The following is an 18,840-nucleotide window of genomic DNA, read 5'->3' as shown; positions in this document are numbered from 1 at the left end:
TGCCGTGGTGTCCCTCGAAGGTCGCGTCTGACCAGGAGGCCTCCGCATGACCGCCCAGCGCATTCCCCTCGCCGAGCTTGAGAAGGGCATTCCCTTCGAGCAGCGTCATATCGGACCCGACCAGGAAGCGCGGGCCAAGATGCTCGCGCAGGTCGGCTACGGCTCGCTCGACGGGCTGACCGCCGCCGCGGTCCCGGCCGTGATCAAGAACGTCGAATCCCTGGAGCTGCCCGAGGCGCGCACCGAGGCCGAGGTGCTGGCCGAGCTGCGGTCGCTGGCCGACCGGAACCAGGTGCTCGGCTCCATGATCGGGCTCGGTTACTACGGGACCTTCACCCCGCCGGTCATCCTGCGCAATGTCATGGAGAACCCGTCCTGGTACACGGCTTACACGCCCTACCAGCCGGAGATCTCTCAAGGGCGGCTCGAGGCCCTGCTGAACTTCCAGACCGTCGTCGCCGACCTCACCGGGCTGCCGACCTCCGGTGCCTCGCTGCTCGACGAGGGCACGGCCGCCGCCGAGGCCATGGCGCTGTCGCGGCGCATGGGCAAGAACAAGAAGGGCCTCTTCCTGGTCGACGCGGACGCGCTGCCGCAGACCATCGCCGTGATCCAGACCCGCGCCGAGCCGACCGGGGTGGAGGTCGTCGTCGCCGACCTGAGTGACGGCATTCCGGCCGAGGTCGCCGAGCGTGAGATCAACGGCGTGCTCCTTCAGTACCCGGGCGCCTCCGGTGCCGTGCGGGATCTTGAGCCGGTCATCGCGCGGGCCCATGAGCTGGGCGCGGTCGTCACCGTCGCCGCCGATCTGCTCGCGCTGACGCTGCTGAAGTCGCCGGGCGCGCTGGGCGCGGACATCGCGGTCGGCACGACCCAGCGGTTCGGTGTGCCGATGGGCTTCGGCGGGCCGCACGCCGGTTACATGGCCGTACAGGAGAAGTTCGCGCGCAGCCTGCCCGGGCGGCTCGTGGGTGTCTCCGTGGACGCCGACGGGCACAAGGCCTACCGCCTCGCGCTCCAGACCCGTGAGCAGCACATCCGCCGGGAGAAGGCCACCAGCAACATCTGTACCGCACAGGTGCTGCTCGCCGTGATGGCCGGGATGTACGCCGTGTACCACGGGCCCGAAGGGCTGAAGGGCATCGCCCGCCGCACCCACCGGTACGCCACCATCCTCGCCGCGGGCCTCACCGCGGGGGGTGTCGAGGTCGTGCACGGCTCCTACTTCGACACGCTGACCGTGCGGGTCGCCGGGCGCGCCGGTGCGGTCGTCGAGGCCGCGCGGCGCAACGGGGTGAACCTGCGGCTGGTCGACGCCGACCACGTCTCGATCGCCTGCGACGAGACCACGAACCGGGCCCGGCTGAGCGCCGTGTGGGACGCCTTCGGGGTCGAGGGTGATGTCGAGGCGCTGGACGCGGAGGCCGGGGACGCGCTGCCGGGGGAGCTGCTGCGGAGCGACGAGTTCCTGACCCACCCCGTCTTCCAGCAGCACCGGTCCGAGACGGCCATGCTGCGGTATCTGCGGCGGCTCGCCGACCGGGACTACGCGCTCGACCGCGGCATGATCCCGCTGGGCTCCTGCACCATGAAGCTCAACGCCACCACCGAGATGGAGCCGGTCACCTGGCCGGAGTTCGGGCAGCTGCACCCGTTCGCGCCCGCCGAGCAGGCGGAGGGCTACCTCACGCTCATCCGTGAGCTGGAGGAGGGCCTCGCCGAGGTCACCGGGTACGACAAGGTGTCGCTCCAGCCCAACGCCGGGTCGCAGGGCGAGCTGGCCGGGCTGCTCGCCGTACGCGGGTACCACCGGGCCAACGGCGACGCGCAGCGGACCGTGTGTCTGATCCCGTCCTCCGCGCACGGGACCAACGCGGCGAGCGCCGTGATGGCCGGGATGAAGGTCGTCGTCGTGAAGACCGCCGAGGACGGCGAGGTCGACGTCGACGATCTGCGGGCGAAGATCGAGCAGTACCGTGACGAACTGGCGGTGCTGATGATCACGTATCCGTCCACGCACGGTGTGTTCGAGGAGCACGTCGCCGACGTCTGCGCGCAGGTGCACGAGGCCGGTGGGCAGGTGTACATCGACGGGGCCAACCTCAACGCGCTCGTCGGGCTCGCCAAGCCGGGGCACTTCGGCGGTGACGTCTCGCACCTGAACCTGCACAAGACGTTCTGCATCCCGCACGGCGGCGGCGGTCCGGGCGTCGGCCCGGTCGCCGTACGGTCCCACCTGGCGCCGTATCTGCCGAACCACCCGCTGCAGCCCGCGGCCGGGCCGGAAACGGGCGTCGGGCCCATCTCGGCGGCGCCGTGGGGCTCCGCGGGCATCCTGCCCATCTCCTGGGCGTACGTCCGTCTGATGGGCGGCGAGGGGCTCAAGCGGGCCACCCAGGTGGCCGTGCTGGGCGCCAACTACATCGCCAAGCGGCTCGAGCCGCACTACCCGGTGCTGTACACCGGGCCGGGTGGGCTGGTCGCGCACGAGTGCATCATCGATCTGCGGCCGCTGACCAAGGCGACCGGGGTGAGCGTCGACGATGTCGCCAAGCGGCTCATCGACTACGGCTTCCACGCGCCGACGATGTCGTTCCCGGTGGCCGGGACGCTGATGATCGAGCCGACCGAGTCGGAGGACCTGATCGAACTCGACCGGTTCTGCGAGGCGATGATCGCCATACGGGGTGAGATCGAGAAGGTCGGGTCCGGGGAGTGGTCGGCGGACGACAACCCGCTGCGGAACGCGCCGCACACGGCGGCTTCTGTCGGTGGTGAGTGGGAGCACGCTTACAGCCGTGAGGAGGCCGTGTTCCCGGGTGGGGTGTCGGCCGCGGACAAGTACTGGCCGCCGGTGCGCAGGATCGACCAGGCGTTCGGGGATCGGAACCTGGTGTGTTCCTGCCCGCCGCTGGATGCGTACGAGGACTGAGACGGTTCTTCGGCTGCGGGCGCGTTGTGACTGGTCGCGCGGTTCCCCGCGCCCCTGAGCCGCGACAGCCCTACGCCGGATAAGCGTGGGTCTGGGCCGCCTTCACCGTGGCCCAGACCTTCGCTCCCGGGTGGAGGTCCAGTTCCGCCGCGGCGATCGTCGTCAGGTCGGCGGTCAGGGTGAGGGCGCCCGTGAGGGCCGCGCGGATCTGGTCGCCGTGGGTTTCCAGGCCCGTGACCTCGCAGTGCCAGAGGTTGCGGGCGCTGGAGCCGGTCGGGCGGTCGCGGTGGAGGGTGACCGCGTTCGGCGGGAAGGCGACGAACGCGGGGCCCGTGAGGTGCTCGGTGGTGGCGATGGCCGGGCCGGTGCCCAGGCGGACCGTGTGGCCGTCGGCCCGGCCCTGGTAGAGGTTGAGGCCGACCAGCTGGGCGATGTAGTCGGTGCGGGGGCGGCGGGCGATCTCGGCGGGGGTGCCCTCCTGGACGACCCGGCCGTGCTCGACGACGACCAGGCGGTCCGCCAGCACCATGGCGTCCAGTGGGTCATGGGTGACGAGTACGGCGACGGCCTCGAAGTCCGCCAGATGGTGGCGGAGCCCCGCGCGCACCTCCAGGCGGGTACGGGCGTCCAGGGCGGCCAGGGGCTCGTCGAGAAGGAGCAGTCGGGGACGCGTGGCCAGGGCGCGCGCCAGGGCCACGCGCTGGGCCTGGCCGCCGGACAGCCGCCGGGGCTTGGCGGCGGCGTGGTCGGTGAGGCCCATGCGGGCCAGCCACTCGGCGGCCTGGGCGCGGGCCGCCGCCTTGGGGGCGCCCTGGCAGCGCGGGCCGAAGGCCACGTTGTCCAGCGCGGTCAGATGCGGGAACAGCAGGTAGTCCTGGAATACGACGCCGACCGGGCGGGACTCGGGCGGCGTGCCGTCCAGCTCGGTGCCGTCGAGGCGCAGATGCCCGCCGGTGAGCGGGGTGAGACCGGCGAGGGCGCGCAGGGCGGTGGTCTTGCCCGCGCCGTTGGGACCGAGGAGTGCGACGACGTCGCCGGGGGCGGCGGTGAGGCTGACGTCCAGGTGGAAGTCGCCGCGGTCGACGATCAGGTGGGCGTCGAGGGCGCCGGGCGCCGGGTCGGTCATGGGGTGCGCTTCCGGGGAGGTCATGACGGGGTCAGCCAGCGGTCGCGCAGGCCCGCCAGGACCGCGATGGAGACGGCGAGCAGGACCAGGCTGAGCGCGATCGCGGCGGCCGGGTCGCTCTGCAGGGCGAGGTAGACGGCCAGCGGCATGGTCTGGGTGCGGCCGGGGAAGTTGCCCGCGAAGGTGATGGTGGCGCCGAACTCGCCGAGCGCGCGGGCCCAGGCCAGTACGGCACCGGCCGCGACGCCCGGTGCGATCAGCGGCAGGGTGACGCGGCGGAACGCGGTGAAGCGGGAGGCGCCGAGGGTGGTGGCGGCCTCCTCGTAGCGGGGGTCGGCGGCCCGCAGGGTGCCCTCGACGCTGATGACGAGGAACGGCAGCGCCACGAAGGTCTCCGCGAGGATCACCCCGGTGGTGGTGAACGGCAGGGTGATGCCGAACCAGGAGTCCAGCCACCGCCCGACGACGCCGTTGCGGCCGAGGGCGAGCAGCAGTGCCACACCGCCGACCACGGGCGGCAGCACCAGCGGCAGCGTCACCAGGGCCCGGACCAGGCGGCGGCCGGGGAAGTCGGTGCGGGCCAGCAGCCAGGCCAGCGGGACGCCGACGACGAGGCTCAGCGCCGTCGCCGAGGTGGCGCACACGAGCGACAGCCGCAGCGCCTCCCAGACCTCGGGGCTGGTCAGCTGGTCCGGCAGGGTGCGCCAGGGTGCGCGGATGAGCAGGGCGAGAAGCGGCAGCAGCAGGAAGGCCAGACCCACGAGGGCGGGGATCAGCAACGGCAGCGGTGCCGAGCGGGTGCGGCGGCGCCGGGCCTTGCCGGTGGCCGGGGGGCTGCTGGTCATGGCGCGAGGAAACCGGCGCCGGTCAGGACCTTCCGGCCCTCCGCGGAGCGCACGAAGTCGATGAAGGCCTGGCCGCCCGCGGCGTTGGGCGCGTCGGCCAGCCGGGCGATCGGATAGTTGTTGATGCCTTGCGCGGCCTCGGGGAAGGGCACGCCCGTGACCTTGCCCGCCGCCGCCCGGACGTCGGTGCGGTAGACGAGGGCGGCGTCGGCCTCCTTCAGCTCGACCTTGGTGAGGGCGGCCTTGACGTCCTGTTCGTACGACACCGGGGTGACCTTGACGCCGCCCGCCGTCAGGACCCGTTGGGCGGCGACGCCGCAGGGCACCGTCTGGTCGCAGAGCACGACCTTCAGGCCGGACTTGGTGAGGTCTTTCAGGCCGGTGATCCGGTCGGGGTTGCCCGGCAGGGTGGCGATCTCCAGCTGGTTGCGGACGAAGGTGGCGGGCGGGCCCGCCGTACGGTTCCCGTTGACCACGACCTCCATGGTGCCGGGGCTGGCGGCGGCGAAGACGTCGGCCGGGGCGCCGCCGGTGATGCTCGCGGCGAGGCTGTCGCTGCCGCCGAAGCTGAAGGTGACCTTGGTGCCCGGGTGCCAGCGCTCGAACGCCGTACCCAGCGCCGTGAAGCTCTCCTTGAGGGAGGCGGCGGCGAAGACGGTGATCGTGCCGGAGACGTTCGTGGGTGTCCAGGAGCCGGTCCGCGTACTGCTGCTGGGGTCGGACGGCGACGCGGGGGAGCAGGCGGCCAGCAGGAGCAGCGCGGTGCCGCCGATCGCGCCCGCGGTGAGGGCGCGGCGGGCGCGGGGGGCTCGGCGGGTGGAACGGGTGGTCACGTGTGCCCTCGCTCGGTGTCCGGGAAGGGCCCGGCGGGGCCCGTTCGATGCGTCGACTCTACGCCGATCATACTTGCGCAGATGCGAGCCGGAAATGTGTTGGAGCATCGCATGAGCGGGTGTAGGTGCCGATGTTGGTTCGCATATGCGTCAAGAGTGCGGAGATGGTGGCCGGTCGCGGACGTCAGATGCGGTCGATGTGTACGTTTGTCGACTTCACGCGGGCGGTAGCGGACATGCCGACCTCCAGGCCCAGTTCCTCGACCGCCTCGCGGGTGAGCAGGGAGACCAGCCGGTGCGGGCCCGCCTGGATCTCCACCTGGGCGGCGACGTCGCCGAGCTTGATGGCGGTGACGATGCCGGGGAAGGCGTTGCGGGCCGAGGTGTACGGGGTCTCCTCCCCGGCGGTGTCGGCGCGGGCGAGTTCGACGGAGAAGGCGGCGAGGTCCCGTCCGTCGATGAGCCGCCGCCCGTTGTCGTCGCGGTGGGTGGGCACGCGGCCCGCGTCCGCCCAGCGGCGGGCGGTGTCGGGGCTGACGCCGAGCAGGCGGGCGGCCTGGCCGATTGTGTAGGACTGCATGGCGGTCACGATAGGGCTGCCGGGGCGCCGGTTGGCCGTGGGGCGGCGGCGGGTCCGGGCTGGCGTGCGTGACCGGCTACGAGGAGTGACGGGCCGTGGATGCGCGTCGGGGCCGGTTCGCGGTGACTTCCCGCGGGCCGGCCCCTTCAGTTCCGCGGGCGGTGGGTCGTATCCGCCCGGTCGTGCTCAGGCTGCCGTCATCACCTGGAGCGGACGGTGCGGGTCGATGATCCGGCCGTCCGGCAGCAGCTCACCGGTGTCCTCGAAGAGCAGGACTCCGTTGCACAGCAGGCTCCAGCCCTGTTCCGGGTGGTGCGCCATGAGGCGGGCGGACTCCCGGTCGGCGGATTCGGCTGACGGACACGGCGGCTGGTGCTGGCACATGGGTGGGTTCTCTCGGTCCGTTGTGAGGTGTGGAATGGATTCGTTCATGGCCGCCCCCGTTGGTCTAAGTCGGTCGGAACCCAGTGTTGCCCTATGGGCGGCGATCCGCAGGGATTTCGCGGCACCGCTACTCACAGGTTCAGGACGCGTCACCCACGCGGACGGTTCATCTCAACTGCACGGTCACTTCGGGTGGTTCGTAGTGGCCGGATGGGGCTAGTCATTATCGGGCTGGCCATGACCGCGCCGGTCGTCGCCGCACCGGTGCCCGGACAGCGCCGTACCCCGCTGCCGGGACGTGGCGGCGGGGTACGGGTGGGTTGTGCGGGGCGGGGCGGTCAGGCGGGGGAGCCGAGCAGCGGCGCCGGGGTGGCCCGGTGGGTGAGGACCGGGAGCAGGTCGGCGACGCGGTGCGGGCGGTGGGCCGCGATGCCGGGCGGCGCGGGGGCGAGCGGGACGAGCAGGTCGGTGGCGGCGGGGTGGCCCGTGGCGCCGTCGGCCGTGCAGTCGCCGTGCAGCCAGAGCGTGAGCATGTACAGGCCAGGCAGGGACAACAGGCGCGGCTGGTACGGCTGGGCGAGGGTCTCCGCCTGGCGCAGCGCGCGCTCGGTGGAGGCGACGTAGGGGCCCTCGAAGAAGTGCGAGAAGGCCCAGCCGTCGGGGGTCAGCATGGTGTCCGCGGCGGCCACGGCGCGGTCGCCGCAGCGGATCAGGAAGCGCCAGCCGGCGAGCCGGGTGGCGGGGGCGCCCTTGGCGGGGATCTGGTCCAGTACGTGGACCGGCAGCGGGAGTTCGGGGTGTGCGGGGCCCTGGGCGGCGCGGAGGGACGGTGTACGCGCCTCGCGCACCGCGGTCGGGGAACCGAGTGCCGTGAGGACGGTACGGAGTGCGGGCGTGGGAGCCTCGGGGGCATGCAGCGGCATGGTGGGTCGCCTCTCATTCGACAGGCACGGTGGCGCGAGGGGGCGGGGCGGACGGCGCTGTCAGCTCACCAGGTCAGAGAGGCAGGGGCCGGGGTCGGGGGACGAGCGAGTGGGTGCGGTCTGCCGCGACTGGATCAGCGGCAGGACTCTGCGACCGCGGGCGCCAACCTTCTGCCTTGTTCGCGGAGTTTATACGACATGTGTTCAGGCTGTGTTTCGTCTAGTCGTTTCCGGCGAGCGGGGCAAGGGTTCAACCGGTCACTGGTATGCGGGATTGTTCCCGTTTCCGCGGCCGTCACACCGCCCTGACCTCGGGATTTGCCGCCGCTGCGGTAGGCTAATTCTCATCGGCGTTTTTCACGAGGTCTTGGGTACCGGAAAATTCACTTGGCAACTTGCCCCGTGAATGTGCCACCGATGCGCCATCGATCATCCAGGTCCGCAGTGACCACAGTAGCGTGCGGTGCCGTCCGTGGGGGACGTTATCGATCGCTTCGGCTGGGCATCATCCACCCTGACCCGGACACCGTGCGAGGAGGGACGCTCCATGGGGGAGAAGGTCGTGGCGGGCGCGTTCGACCTGTCCGATCGGCAGCGCTACCGTGACAAGCTCCGACAGTGCCTGACGGGGCTGGAACGTCTCCTGGCGGAGCGGCGGTTCGACCGGCCCAGGAACCTGATGGGGCTGGAGATCGAATTGAATCTCGTCGGTGCGGACGGCATGCCGAGAATGTTGAATGCGCAAGTCCTGGAACGGATCGCCAGCAGGGACTTCCAAACAGAACTCGCCATGTTCAACCTTGAGGTCAACATAGCCCCACACCAGCTGGGCGGCCGGGTATTCGACCGGCTCGCGGAGGAACTCCGCACGTCACTGGCATATGCTGACCGAAAAGCGGGGGAGCTGGCCGCGGGAATCGCGATGATCGGCATTCTGCCCACCCTGGACCGCGATGACCTGGTCTCCTCCAACCTCTCCGACGTCGACCGCTACACACTGCTCAACGACCAGATAGTCGCGGCCCGTGGTGAGGACTTCACCCTCGATATCGCGGGCGTGGAGCGCCTCACCTGTACGTCGAAGTCCATCGCCCCCGAGGCCGCGTGCACCTCCGTCCAGCTCCATCTCCAGGTCACGCCGGACCGGTTCGCCGACGTGTGGAACGCCGCGCAGGCCGCCTCCGCCGCGCAGATCGCCGTCGGGGCGAACTCGCCGTTCCTCTTCGGGCGTGAGCTGTGGCGGGAGTCCCGCCCGCCGCTGTTCCAGCAGTCCACCGACACCCGCCCGCCCGAGCTGCAGGCGCAGGGGGTGCGGCCGCGGACCTGGTTCGGCGAGCGGTGGATCTCCTCCGCGTACGACCTGTTCGAGGAGAACCTGCGCTACTTCCCGGCGCTGCTGCCGATCTGCGACGACGAGGACCCCGGGGCCGTGCTGGACGCGGGCGGCGTGCCCGCCCTCGGCGAGCTGGTCCTGCACAACGGCACCGTCTACCGCTGGAACCGGCCCGTGTACGGCATCGCCGACGGCGTCCCCCATCTGCGCGTCGAGAACCGCGTGCTGCCCGCCGGGCCCACCATCACGGACGTCATCGCCAACGCCGCCTTCTACTACGGGCTCGTGCGCGCCCTGGCCGAGGAGTCCCGGCCGGTGTGGAACCGGCTGCCCTTCGAGGCGGCGGCCACCAACTTCGACGCCGCCTGCCGTCACGGCATCGAGGCCCGCTTCCGGTGGCCGCGGCGCGGGCGGTACGGCGGGCTGGCCGAGGTCGAGGCGGTGACCCTGGTGCGCGACGAACTGCTGCCGCTCGCCGAGGCCGGACTGGACGCGTGGGGCGTCGAGCCCGCCGACCGTGACCTGTACCTGGGCGTGATCGAGGAGCGCTGCCGACGGCGGTTCAACGGGGCGTCCTGGCAGGCCGCGACGTTCCACCGGGCGCTGGAGGCCGGGCTGTCCCGGGATGTCGCGCTGGCGGCCACCACGCGGCGGTACTGCGAGCTGATGCACATCGGGGAGCCGGTGCACACGTGGCCGGTGGGGTTGCCGGAGGCGGTGCCGCTGGGGTGAGGTGCGGTGGGGGCGGGTTGCCGGGTTCCGTCCCTCCTGGGTAGGTGTGCGCCCCGCTCGGAACAGTCCCCCAGGTCGCCCCCGGTTCTGCCGCGGTGGCGGTGTGCGGCGAAGATGGGGGCCTGGTGGATGGGTGAGCGGAGGCGGGTGTGCAGGTGGAGGCGGGTTCCGGGGCCGGGGCGGTGGCGAAGGAAGGGCTCTCGCGGCGGCAGTTGCGGGACGAGACGCTGCTGGTGCTGGGGGTGTCCCTCGGGGCGAGCGGGGTGTCCGCCCTGATCAGCTTTGTCGGGTCGGTGACCCGGCCCGGCGGGCTCAAGGACCAGGCCGCCACGCTCAACGCCTCGGCGGCGCCCGGGCGGCCCTGGCTGGACCTCGCCTGGCAGTTGTTCGGGATCGCCACGGCGCTGGTGCCGGTGGCGCTGGTCGCGCACTTTCTGCTGCGCGAGGGGCGCAGCCTGCGCACCCTCGGGTTCGACCGCACCCGGCCCTGGTTCGACCTCGGCCGGGGCGCGATGGTCGCCGCGGTCATCGGCAGCAGCGGAATCGCCTTCTACCTCGCCGCACGCGGGCTCGGCTTCAATCTCACCGTGGTGCCGGAGGCGCTGCCCGAGGTGTGGTGGAAGTACCCCGTGCTGATCCTCTCCGCGATCCAGAACGCCGTGGTGGAGGAGGTCATCGTCCTCGCCTATCTGCTGCGCAGGCTCGGGCAGTTGGGCTGGTCGCCGATGGCGGCGCTGACGGGGAGTTCGGTGCTGCGTGGCTCGTACCACCTGTACCAGGGCATCGGGGGCTTCATCGGGAACATGGTGATGGGCGTGGTGTTCGTCTACCTGTACCGGCGGTGGGGGCGCGTGGGGCCGCTCGTGGTGGCGCACTCGCTGCTCGACATCGGGGCGTTCGTGGGGTACGGGCTGCTCGCCGGGAAGGTGGACTGGCTGCCGACGGCCTGACACGCCCTAGGCGTGCAGGTCGCCCTCGATGACCGTGACCGCGCGGCCCGTCAGGAGGGTGCGGTCGCCGCGCAGGGTGGTGCGGACGCGGCCCGCGCGGGGGGAGGCCTGGAGGCCGGTGAGGTCGGGGCGGCCGAGGCGTTCGGACCAGTAGGGGGCGAGGGCGGTGTGGGCGCTGCCCGTGACCGGGTCCTCGTCGATGCCGACGTTCGGGAAGAAGCAGCGGGAGACGAAGTCGTAGCCGCGGGTGGGGTCTTCCGCGCGGGCGGTGGCGATGATGCCGCGGCGGGAGTAGGCGGCGAGGGCCTTGTGGTCGGGGCGCAGCGCGTGGACGGTCTTCTCGTCGGCCAGCTCCACGACCAGGTCACCGACGTGCGGACCGGTGTCGAAGGCCGTGCGCGGCTCGGCGCCCAGGGCCTCGGCGACCCCCTCCGGGACGTCGACCTCGGTGAGTGGCGCGGTCGGGAAGTCCAGGGTGATCGAGCCGTCCGCGCCGGGCGTCGCGATGAGCACGCCGCTGCGGGTGGCGAACCGTACGGGGCCCTCGTGGGTGCCCGTGGAGTGCAGCACATGGGCCGTGGCGAGCGTGGCGTGGCCGCACATGTCGACCTCGGTGGCGGGCGTGAACCAGCGCAGCGCCCAGTCGGCCCCGCCGCCGTCGGGGAGGCGGTGCGCGAAGGCCGTCTCGGCGTGGTTCACCTCCATCGCCACGTTCTGCATCCAGGCGTCGTCCGGGAAGGCGTCCAGCAGCAGGACACCGGCCGGGTTGCCGGAGAAGGGGCGCTGGGTGAAGGCGTCGACGATACGAATCCGCATGCCCCGACGCTAGACGGGGCATGCGGGGTGGGGCCAAGGCCAATCGCGGGGCGCTGGACTGGATTCCCGGGGAGGGCCCGGGACCGGGTCGGCGGTCAGCCGAGGGCGCTGCCCGCCCCGTAGGGGGCGTACAGGTCCAGCAGGCGGGTGCGGGCCGAGTGGAGGCGGTGCGCCAGGACGTTGCCGACCCACTGGCTCACCGAGTTGCCCATGGCGGGGTCGTCCGCGCACATCGCGCGTACGGCGGAGGCGTCGAACTCGTAGGCGCGGACCGGCGAGGTGGTGACGGCGCTCAGGTGCCAGACGTGCGGGGAGAACAGCCAGGACCAGCCGATGAGTTCGTTGTGGCCGAGGGACTCGATGACGGCGGCGCGGCGGCCGGGCACATGCATGTCGAGTTCCACCGTGCCCGTGCGGATGATCCAGAAGCGGTCCGCGCGGCCACCCTCCTGGAACAGTTGGGCGCCCTGCGGGAAGGACACCTCGCGGGCGACGCGCATCAGCCGCTGGCGGTGTTCCATCGGGAGCGCGCGCAGCATGCTGGGGGTGGACGCAGAGTTCATGGAGTGCCTCCCGGACGGGCCGACGGGGGAGGGGCGGTGGTGCCAGGTCTGTGGTGTCAGGGTGGCTTCGCCGGACCCGTTCGCGCGTGGGCCGACCGGCCCCGGAACGGGTGCCAGTGGGCCCCTCACGCCGCCTCTTCGGGGGCTACCAGGCGGATGCCGGTGATCAGGTCGGGGCGGATGCGGACGGCGTGGTCCATGTCCAGGACCGGGGGTGCCCAGGGCCGGAGCAGGGACTTGAAGCGGGCCAGCTCGTCGGGGTCGGTCACCAGATGGGCGTATCCGGTGGCCACCACGCTCCAGCCGAGGTGGGTGTCCGGGTCGATGGCGTCGGCCTCGTAGGCGACGACGACCCCCTGACCGTTGGCCCGGCGCGCGTGTGAGGTGAGCGCCGCGCCCTCATGGGTGCGGATGATGATGTCGCCGCGGTCCAGGACGTGGTTGACCGGGCGGACAGTCGGCAGTGCGTGCCGGGTGAAGACGATCCTTCCCAGCGATAGGCTGCCGAGCAGTCGCAGGGCCTCCGCGCCGTCGAGTTCGATGCTCTGGCGTGGTCCGGCGGCGGTTCGGGCGTTGTCGAAGGTCATGGCTTTTGCTCCGAGGGCTTGATCCATCCATTCGACCGGCTCACGGCGGTGTCCCGCCAGGGCCGAACGGCCCCCGTAGCCCTGGCGACGACCCCAATCAGGGACTATCGGCCCTGGCCCTTCGGCCCGTGGACGCGGCAGGATGGGAACCCAGGAGCGGCGTTCGGCCGCACCGGCGAGCGAGACAGCGGAATCAGGAGCGCATTCATGGCGGACAGTGAGCAGAGCGGCCCCGGCACCCCCATCCGGGTCTTCCTGCTGGACGACCACGAGGTGGTACGCCGCGGAGTGCACGACCTGCTGGACGACGAGCCGGACATCACCGTGGTCGGCGAGGCCGCCACGGCGGAGCAGGCCCTCGCGCGCGTGCCCGCGCTGCGGCCGCAGGTCGCGGTGCTCGACGTGCGGCTGCCGGACGGTGACGGGGTGAGCGTGTGCCGGGAGCTGCGCTCGCGGATGCCCGACCTGGCCTGTCTGATGCTGACCTCCTTCGACGACGAGGAGGCCCTGCTGGACTCGATCATGGCGGGCGCCTCCGGGTATGTGCTCAAGCAGATCCAGGGCTCCGACCTGGTCTCCGCCGTGCGTACGGTCGCCAAGGGGCAGTCCCTGCTCGACCCGAGCGCCGCGACCAAGCTGATGGCGCGGCTGCGGGGTGGCCAGGAGCAGGAGACCGAGGTGGACGTGCTGCCGGGCCTCACCGCGCGGGAGCGGGAGATCCTGGCCCTGATCGGTGAGGGGCTGACCAACCGGCAGATCGGGCAGCAGCTGTTCCTCGCGGAGAAGACGGTGAAGAACCACATCTCCCGGCTGCTGGCGAAGCTCGGCGTGGAGCGCCGTATTCAGGCCGCGGTGATCGCGACGCAGGCGCAGGATCGGTTGCGGCAGAACGGTGGGGCGCACTGAGGAGTGCTCGGCGGCCTGGTGGCTTGGCGGGGCGGGGTCTCGGACCTGCGGTTTTATGGCCTAGTGGCCTAGTGGCCTAGTGGCCTAGTGGCCTAGCGGCTCAGTGGCCTAGCGGCCTGGGGCCCTGACGGCCCGCGCCTGCACGGCATGGTGGCCTTGAGGGCCGGGGGTCTGGCAGTTTCGCGGTGCTGGGTCTCCGCCTCATGGCCTCGCGTCCTCGCGTCCCCGCGTCTGCATGGCCTGGTGGCCTTGCGTTGTCGTGGCCCAGCGGCCCAGCGGCCCAGCGGCCTCACGGACCGACGGACTCACGCCTTCGTCTCCGCAGGGCCCGACCGCCGCACGCCCCCGCGGCGGCCCGACGAGCCCCCGGCGTCCCGGCGACCGCACCCCCGCGGCCCAGCCGTCGACTGCGGCGCCCCGTCGGTGGAGTTCGTCGCCCCGTGACGGAGTGCGACCGGCAAGGTCGGTGGTCGAGGTGGAAGGCGGAGTAACCTCTTTCACCTCGGCCTATTAACGTGTCCTCTGACCGGCACATCATCTTCGCTGTGTCGCGCGAGGTGGAGGAACACTGGTGGGAAGCTCGGACGAGTCCCGGGAGGCGCGGGTCCAGCTGCCGCAGCTCAGGCTGGACGAGCTGCTGGAGGAGCTACAGGCCCGGATCGACGCGGCCCGCGGCACCCGGGACCGGGTGCGCAGCCTGCTGGAGGCGGTGCTGTCGGTCGGGCGTGAGCTGGACCTGGAGCAGGCGCTGCGCAGGATCGTCGAGGCGGCGGCGGTGCTCGTCGACGCCGAGTACGCGGCGCTGGGCGTGATCGGCCCGGACGGCAAGCGGCTGTCCGACTTCCACACCGTCGGCGTCAGTGACGAGCAGATCGCCAAGATCGGCCCGTACCCGGAGGGCCACGGCATCCTCGGTGAGCTGATCCGCCACCCGGAGCCGCTGCGTCTGGCGAAGCTCTCCGACCACCCGGCGTCGTACGGCTTCCCGGCCCACCACCCGCCGATGAACAGCTTCCTCGGCGTCCCCATCCGGGTTCGGGAACAGGTGTTCGGCAATCTGTACCTGACCGAGAAGCGCGGCGGCGGGCAGTTCGACGAGGAGGACGAGTCGGTCCTGGCCACGCTCGCCGTCGCGGCCGGTGTCGCCATCGACAACGCCCGGCTCTACGAGGAGTCCCGGCTGCGTGAGCGCTGGCTCCAGGCCAACGCGGAGATCACCCACGGCCTGATGTCGGGCACCGCGCGCACCGAGGTGCTGGGACTGATCACCGGGCGGGCCGCGGAGATCACGGGCGCGGCACTGGCCGTGTTCGCGGTGCCGATGGAGGACACCGGCACGCTCAACGTGGAACTCGCCGTCGGCACCGGCGCCGAGAACCACCGGGGACTGGTGCTGCCCGTGCGCGGCACCCTCATGGGTGAGGCGTTCGCCAGCGCCGCGCCCGTCACCAGCCGGGACGCCTCCAACGACGAGCGCATCTCGGCCGGGCCACCGCGCCGCTTCGAGGGCCTCGGCCCGGCCGTGGCCGTCCCCGTCGGCACCGGTGAGGGGGGTGTGCAGGGCGTCGTCCTGCTGGCCCGGGAGTCGGGCAGGCAGCCGTTCGCCGAGAAGGAGATCGAGCCGCTGCAGGGCTTCGCCGCGCAGGCCGCGATCGCCATGGAACTGGCGGAGCGCCGTGAGGACGCCGAGGAGATCGCCGTACTGAAGGACCGCGACCGCATCGCCCGGGATCTGCACGATCTGGCGATCCAGCGGCTGTTCGCCACCGGGATGACGCTGCAGAGCGCGGGCCGGTTCATCGAGCACACCGAGGCCGCGGGGCGCGTGGTGCGGGCGGTGGACGACCTGGACGAGACCATCAAGATCATCCGGTCGACGATCTTCGGACTGCGGGCCCGGGACGGCGCCGCGGGCCCCGGCCTGCGCGCCCGGGTGGTGCGCGTCGTCGGCGAGGCCGCCCCGGTGCTCGGCTTCGCGCCCAGCCTGCGCATGGAGGGTCTGGTCGACACCCATGTGCCACGGGAGACGGCCGACCATGTCGTGGCCGTCCTCTCCGAGGCGCTCACCAACGCGGCCCGGCACTCCCGGGCGGACCGGGCCGACGTCGCCCTGGAGACCGACGGCCGCGAGGTGCGTCTGACGGTGTCCGACAACGGCGTGGGCATCCCGGCCGAGGGCCGCCGCAGCGGCCTGCGCAACATGGCCGAGCGCGCCCAGCAGCTCGGCGGCGACCTTGAGCTGAGCAGCCCGCCCGGCGGTGGCACCACGCTGGTGTGGCGGGCGCCGGTGGCCTCGCAGTAGTACGCCTCGCACAGCTTCTCCGGTGGGGTCCAACGGCCCCTGCCGGGGACTTGCGGCCCCTCCACCGCCGCCTCCCGCCCCCTGATCCTGGAGTTAGACACCAGGTCAGGGGAGGAAAACCATGGAGCGCATCGTCGTCACCGGCCTCGACGGCTCGGCGGAGAGCCGGGCTGCCGCCGAGTGGGCGGCCCGCGAGGCGCGGCTGCGCGAACTGCCGTTGAAGGTGGTCCACGTCTGGGACCCGGTGCCGGAGCCGATCGCCCAGGCGCCCCGGTTCGGCAAGGAGACCCTGCGGCACTGGTCCGAGCGGATCCCCCGGGAGATGGTCGAGGGACTCCGCCTCCGGCACCCCGGTCTGGAGGTCACCTCCGAGCAGCTCCCCGGCGGCCCCGCCGAGGTGCTGGCCCGGGTGTCGGGCGACACCGAGATGCTGGTCCTCGGCTCCCGCGGGCTGAGCGGCGTCGGTGGCTTCATGGTGGGCTCCGTGGGCCTGTCCGTCGTGGCGCACGCCGAGCGGCCCGTGGTCCTGGTCCGCGCCGGTGAACAGGCCGCCGACGAGCACGAGCCGGACCCCACGGGCGTCCCCTCGGCCAGCACCGCCTTCCGGCCGGTCGTCCTCGGGCTGGACGTCGACAGCGCCGACGAGTCCCTGATCCGGTTCGCCTTCGAGGCCGCCGCCGTGCGCGGCACCTCCCTGCGCGTCGTACACGGCTGGAGTCCGTCGCCGTACGAGGTCTACAGCCTCGCCGCCAGCCCCGAGTCGCAGCAGCTGTTCGCCGCGCAGCGGACGACCGCGCTGGCCGCGGCCCTGGAGCCGTGGCGCGCCAAGTACCCGAGCGTCGAGGTCGTAGAGGAGGCGGTCGTCGGGGTACCCGCACACCACCTGGTCGACGCCTCCCGGACGGCCTCGCTGGTGGTCGTCGGGCGTCGGATCGTTCGCCGCGCCTTCGGCGCCCGGATCGGCTCCGTCACCCACGCCCTCCTGCACCACTCCGGCGCCCCCGTCGCCGTCGTCGCACACCGCTGACCACCCGATCCACCCGTACCGAGCACAGCAGGGAGTTCCGTCATGAAGGCAGCCGTCGTCCGAGCGTTCGGTGAGCCCCTCGTCATCGAGGAGCGCCCCGACCCCGAGCCCGGCCCCGGTCAGGTACTGATCCGGGTCGAGGCCTCCGGGCTCTGCCACACCGACATCCACGCCGCGCACGGCGACTGGCCGGTGAAGCCGAACCCGCCGTTCGTGCCCGGCCACGAGGGCGTCGGCCTGGTGGAGCGGCTCGGGGAGGGCGTGACGCACCTCGCCGTCGGCCAGCGGGTCGCCGTACCGTGGCTCGGCCGCGCCTGCGGGCGGTGCGAGCACTGCCGCACCGGCTGGGAGACGCTGTGCGAGCAGCAGATCAACACCGGGTACGGCTGTGACGGCGGGTACGCCGAGAAGATGCTCGCCTGGGCCGACTTCGCCCAGCCGGTGCCCGACGGCGTCTCCGCCCTCGACGCCGCCCCGCTGACCTGCGCCGGGGTCACCACGTACAAGGCGCTCAAGGTCGCCGGGGTGCAGCCCACGCAGCTCGTCGCGATCTCCGGGGTCGGCGGCCTCGGCCACCTCGCGGTGCAGTACGCCAAGATCGCCGGGGCCACGGTCGCCGCGATCGACGTCACCGACGAGAAGCTCGAACTCGCCACGGAACTCGGCGCGGACCTCGTGATCGACGCCCGCAAGGAGGACGTGGGCGCCGTGCTGAAGCAGCACGGCGGCGCGCACGCGGCGATCGCGCTCGCGGTCAACGAGGCCGCGTTCGAGGCGGCGTACACCGGGCTGCGGCGCGGCGGCAAGCTCGTCATGGTGGCCCTGCCCGCCGAGGGCACGGTCCGGGTGCCGATCTTCGACACCGTCCTGAACGGCACCTCGGTCATCGGCTCCATCGTCGGCACCCGCCAGGACCTCACCGAGGTCTTCCAGCTGCACGCGGCGGGCCGCACCCGGGTGGTCCGCGAGTCCCGCCCGCTCAGCTCCGTCAACGAGTCGATCGACGAGGTGCTGCGCGGTGAGGTCAAGGCCAGAATCGTCTTCGATCTGGGCGCCGGGGGATGACCGTGATGGAGTTCCCGCTGGTCGTCGGAGTGGACGGCTCCGAGCCGAGCCTGCGGGCCGTGGACTGGGCGGCCGACGAGGCCGCCCGGCGCGGCGTCCCGCTGCGGGTGGTGTACGCCACCCTGTGGGAGCGCTACGAGGGCGCCGCGCACGGTCACGGCACCGGCCGCGCGCGACTGCGCGGCGAGGACGTCACGGACGCCGCCGTGCGCCGGGCGGAGGCCCGGCAGCCGGATCTGAAGGTCACCGCCGAGGTCGTACCGGAGGAGCCGGAGTACGTGCTCGTCCATGAGGCCCGGCAGGCCTGTGCGGTGGTCGTCGGCACGCGCGGGCACGGCGGCTTCGCGGGCGCCCTGCTCGGCTCGGTCAGCGTGACGGTGGCCGCGCACGCCCACTGCCCGGTGATCGTGGTGCGCGGCGGCGCGCAGGCCCGCACGGGCGCCGGGATCGTGGTGGGCGTCGGCGACGGCGCCGAGACGGCGGCGACCGTCCGGTACGCCGTCGAGGCGGCGCGGGTCCGCAAGGCGCCCGTCGAGGCGGTACGGGCCTGGCGGCGCCCCGCGCGGGAGGCGGGCCCACCGCTGCTGGCCGGAGGGCCGCCGGACCTGTCGTACGGGGAACAGGCCGCGCGGACACTGGACGAGGCGCTGCGTGACGTCCCGGCCGACGTCGAACTGCTGCGGCGGATCGTCGAGGGGCACGCCCGCCGGGCCCTGGTGGACGCCTCCCAGGACGCCGCGCTGGTGGTCGTCGGGGCGCGGCGGCGCGGCGGACGCTTCGGGCTCCAGCTCGGCCGGGTCGCCCACGCGGTGCTGCACCACGCCGCCTGCCCGGTGGTCGTCGTACCGCAGCGGGTGGCGTGACGCGCGAGGTGGCTTCCGTGGCGGTCGGCGGGATTCGGGCGCACTGGGCGGATAGGGGCCGGGGCGGTGCTGG

The 18,840-nt window shown here is 72.5% G+C and carries 17 protein-coding genes; 8 read left to right on the top strand and 9 right to left on the bottom strand.

Annotated elements, in window-relative coordinates; all coding sequences use genetic code 11:
- The first annotated feature begins 46 nt into the window (after window positions 1–46).
- The gene (gene gcvP / locus ACFVQG_RS03865) at window positions 47–2,932 is read left to right on the top strand and encodes an aminomethyl-transferring glycine dehydrogenase (RefSeq protein ID WP_383376447.1); all 2,886 of its coding nucleotides are present in this window, start codon (window positions 47–49) and stop codon (window positions 2,930–2,932) included.
- A 70-nt stretch (window positions 2,933–3,002) separates the two neighbouring features.
- Here the strand turns inward: gcvP and ACFVQG_RS03860 are convergent, their stop codons facing one another.
- The 6 genes from ACFVQG_RS03860 to ACFVQG_RS03835 all read right to left on the bottom strand — a co-directional run bounded on the left by ACFVQG_RS03860 (window position 3,003) and on the right by ACFVQG_RS03835 (window position 7,623).
- On the bottom strand, window positions 3,003–4,082 hold the full coding sequence (locus ACFVQG_RS03860) for an ABC transporter ATP-binding protein (RefSeq protein WP_383376446.1): 1,080 nt from the start codon (window positions 4,080–4,082) through the stop codon (window positions 3,003–3,005).
- Entirely contained in the window at window positions 4,079–4,903 is an 825-nt protein-coding gene (locus tag ACFVQG_RS03855; protein ID WP_383376444.1) for an ABC transporter permease, read from the bottom strand. Before ACFVQG_RS03855 ends, ACFVQG_RS03860 begins: the two co-directional genes overlap by 4 nt.
- Window positions 4,900–5,736, bottom strand: coding sequence for a molybdate ABC transporter substrate-binding protein (gene modA / locus ACFVQG_RS03850; protein ID WP_383376442.1), 837 nt, complete (start codon window positions 5,734–5,736; stop codon window positions 4,900–4,902). The genes ACFVQG_RS03855 and modA overlap by 4 nt, the downstream gene beginning before the upstream one ends.
- 184 nt (window positions 5,737–5,920) lie before the next feature.
- Window positions 5,921–6,316, bottom strand: a complete 396-nt coding sequence (locus ACFVQG_RS03845; RefSeq protein ID WP_383376440.1) for a molybdopterin-binding protein — start codon at window positions 6,314–6,316, stop codon at window positions 5,921–5,923.
- 186 nt (window positions 6,317–6,502) lie between these two features.
- Complete coding sequence (locus ACFVQG_RS03840) at window positions 6,503–6,700, bottom strand: DUF5999 family protein (protein WP_383376438.1); 198 nt, start codon at window positions 6,698–6,700, stop codon at window positions 6,503–6,505.
- Window positions 6,701–7,038: 338 nt separating this feature from the next.
- Complete coding sequence (locus ACFVQG_RS03835; RefSeq protein WP_383376436.1) at window positions 7,039–7,623, bottom strand: hypothetical protein; 585 nt, start codon at window positions 7,621–7,623, stop codon at window positions 7,039–7,041.
- Window positions 7,624–8,170: 547 nt separating this feature from the next.
- Between ACFVQG_RS03835 and ACFVQG_RS03830 the strand changes: the two genes are divergently transcribed.
- The gene (locus tag ACFVQG_RS03830; RefSeq protein WP_383376434.1) at window positions 8,171–9,688 is read left to right on the top strand and encodes a glutamate--cysteine ligase; all 1,518 of its coding nucleotides are present in this window, start codon (window positions 8,171–8,173) and stop codon (window positions 9,686–9,688) included.
- A 149-nt stretch (window positions 9,689–9,837) separates the two neighbouring features.
- Window positions 9,838–10,638 carry a CPBP family intramembrane glutamic endopeptidase gene (locus tag ACFVQG_RS03825; protein WP_383376432.1) on the top strand — a complete coding sequence of 267 codons (801 nt, stop codon included), beginning with the start codon at window positions 9,838–9,840 and terminating at the stop codon, window positions 10,636–10,638.
- A gap of 6 nt (window positions 10,639–10,644) precedes the next feature.
- On the opposite strand, the gene ACFVQG_RS03820 is transcribed toward ACFVQG_RS03825, so the two are convergent.
- From ACFVQG_RS03820 to ACFVQG_RS03810, 3 genes are all read right to left on the bottom strand, one after another.
- Window positions 10,645–11,454, bottom strand: a complete 810-nt coding sequence (locus ACFVQG_RS03820; protein WP_383376430.1) for a PhzF family phenazine biosynthesis protein — start codon at window positions 11,452–11,454, stop codon at window positions 10,645–10,647.
- Between the two features lie 95 nt (window positions 11,455–11,549).
- Complete coding sequence (locus tag ACFVQG_RS03815; RefSeq protein ID WP_383376428.1) at window positions 11,550–12,017, bottom strand: cyclic nucleotide-binding domain-containing protein; 468 nt, start codon at window positions 12,015–12,017, stop codon at window positions 11,550–11,552.
- A gap of 125 nt (window positions 12,018–12,142) precedes the next feature.
- Window positions 12,143–12,604, bottom strand: a complete 462-nt coding sequence (locus ACFVQG_RS03810) for a pyridoxamine 5'-phosphate oxidase family protein (protein WP_383376426.1) — start codon at window positions 12,602–12,604, stop codon at window positions 12,143–12,145.
- Between the two features lie 207 nt (window positions 12,605–12,811).
- On the opposite strand from ACFVQG_RS03810, the gene ACFVQG_RS03805 reads away from it, so the two are divergent.
- The 5 genes from ACFVQG_RS03805 to ACFVQG_RS03785 all read left to right on the top strand — a co-directional run bounded on the left by ACFVQG_RS03805 (window position 12,812) and on the right by ACFVQG_RS03785 (window position 18,767).
- A complete protein-coding gene (locus ACFVQG_RS03805) occupies window positions 12,812–13,510 on the top strand; it encodes a response regulator (protein WP_383376424.1) in 699 nt (232 codons plus the stop codon).
- A gap of 571 nt (window positions 13,511–14,081) precedes the next feature.
- On the top strand, window positions 14,082–15,812 hold the full coding sequence (locus tag ACFVQG_RS03800) for a GAF domain-containing protein (protein WP_383376422.1): 1,731 nt from the start codon (window positions 14,082–14,084) through the stop codon (window positions 15,810–15,812).
- Window positions 15,813–15,933: 121 nt separating this feature from the next.
- Complete coding sequence (locus ACFVQG_RS03795; RefSeq protein ID WP_383376420.1) at window positions 15,934–16,839, top strand: universal stress protein; 906 nt, start codon at window positions 15,934–15,936, stop codon at window positions 16,837–16,839.
- 42 nt (window positions 16,840–16,881) lie between these two features.
- Window positions 16,882–17,904 carry an alcohol dehydrogenase AdhP gene (gene adhP / locus ACFVQG_RS03790; RefSeq protein WP_383376418.1) on the top strand — a complete coding sequence of 341 codons (1,023 nt, stop codon included), beginning with the start codon at window positions 16,882–16,884 and terminating at the stop codon, window positions 17,902–17,904.
- Complete coding sequence (locus ACFVQG_RS03785) at window positions 17,901–18,767, top strand: universal stress protein (RefSeq protein ID WP_383376416.1); 867 nt, start codon at window positions 17,901–17,903, stop codon at window positions 18,765–18,767. Before adhP ends, ACFVQG_RS03785 begins: the two co-directional genes overlap by 4 nt.
- Window positions 18,768–18,840 lie beyond the last annotated feature (73 nt).

Origin of the sequence: Streptomyces sp. NPDC057877 (assembly GCF_042796855.1) — a bacterium.
Taxonomy (GTDB): domain Bacteria; phylum Actinomycetota; class Actinomycetes; order Streptomycetales; family Streptomycetaceae; genus Streptomyces.
Note: the sequence above shows the minus strand (reverse complement) of the source record. Positions and strands in the feature narration are given on the sequence as shown.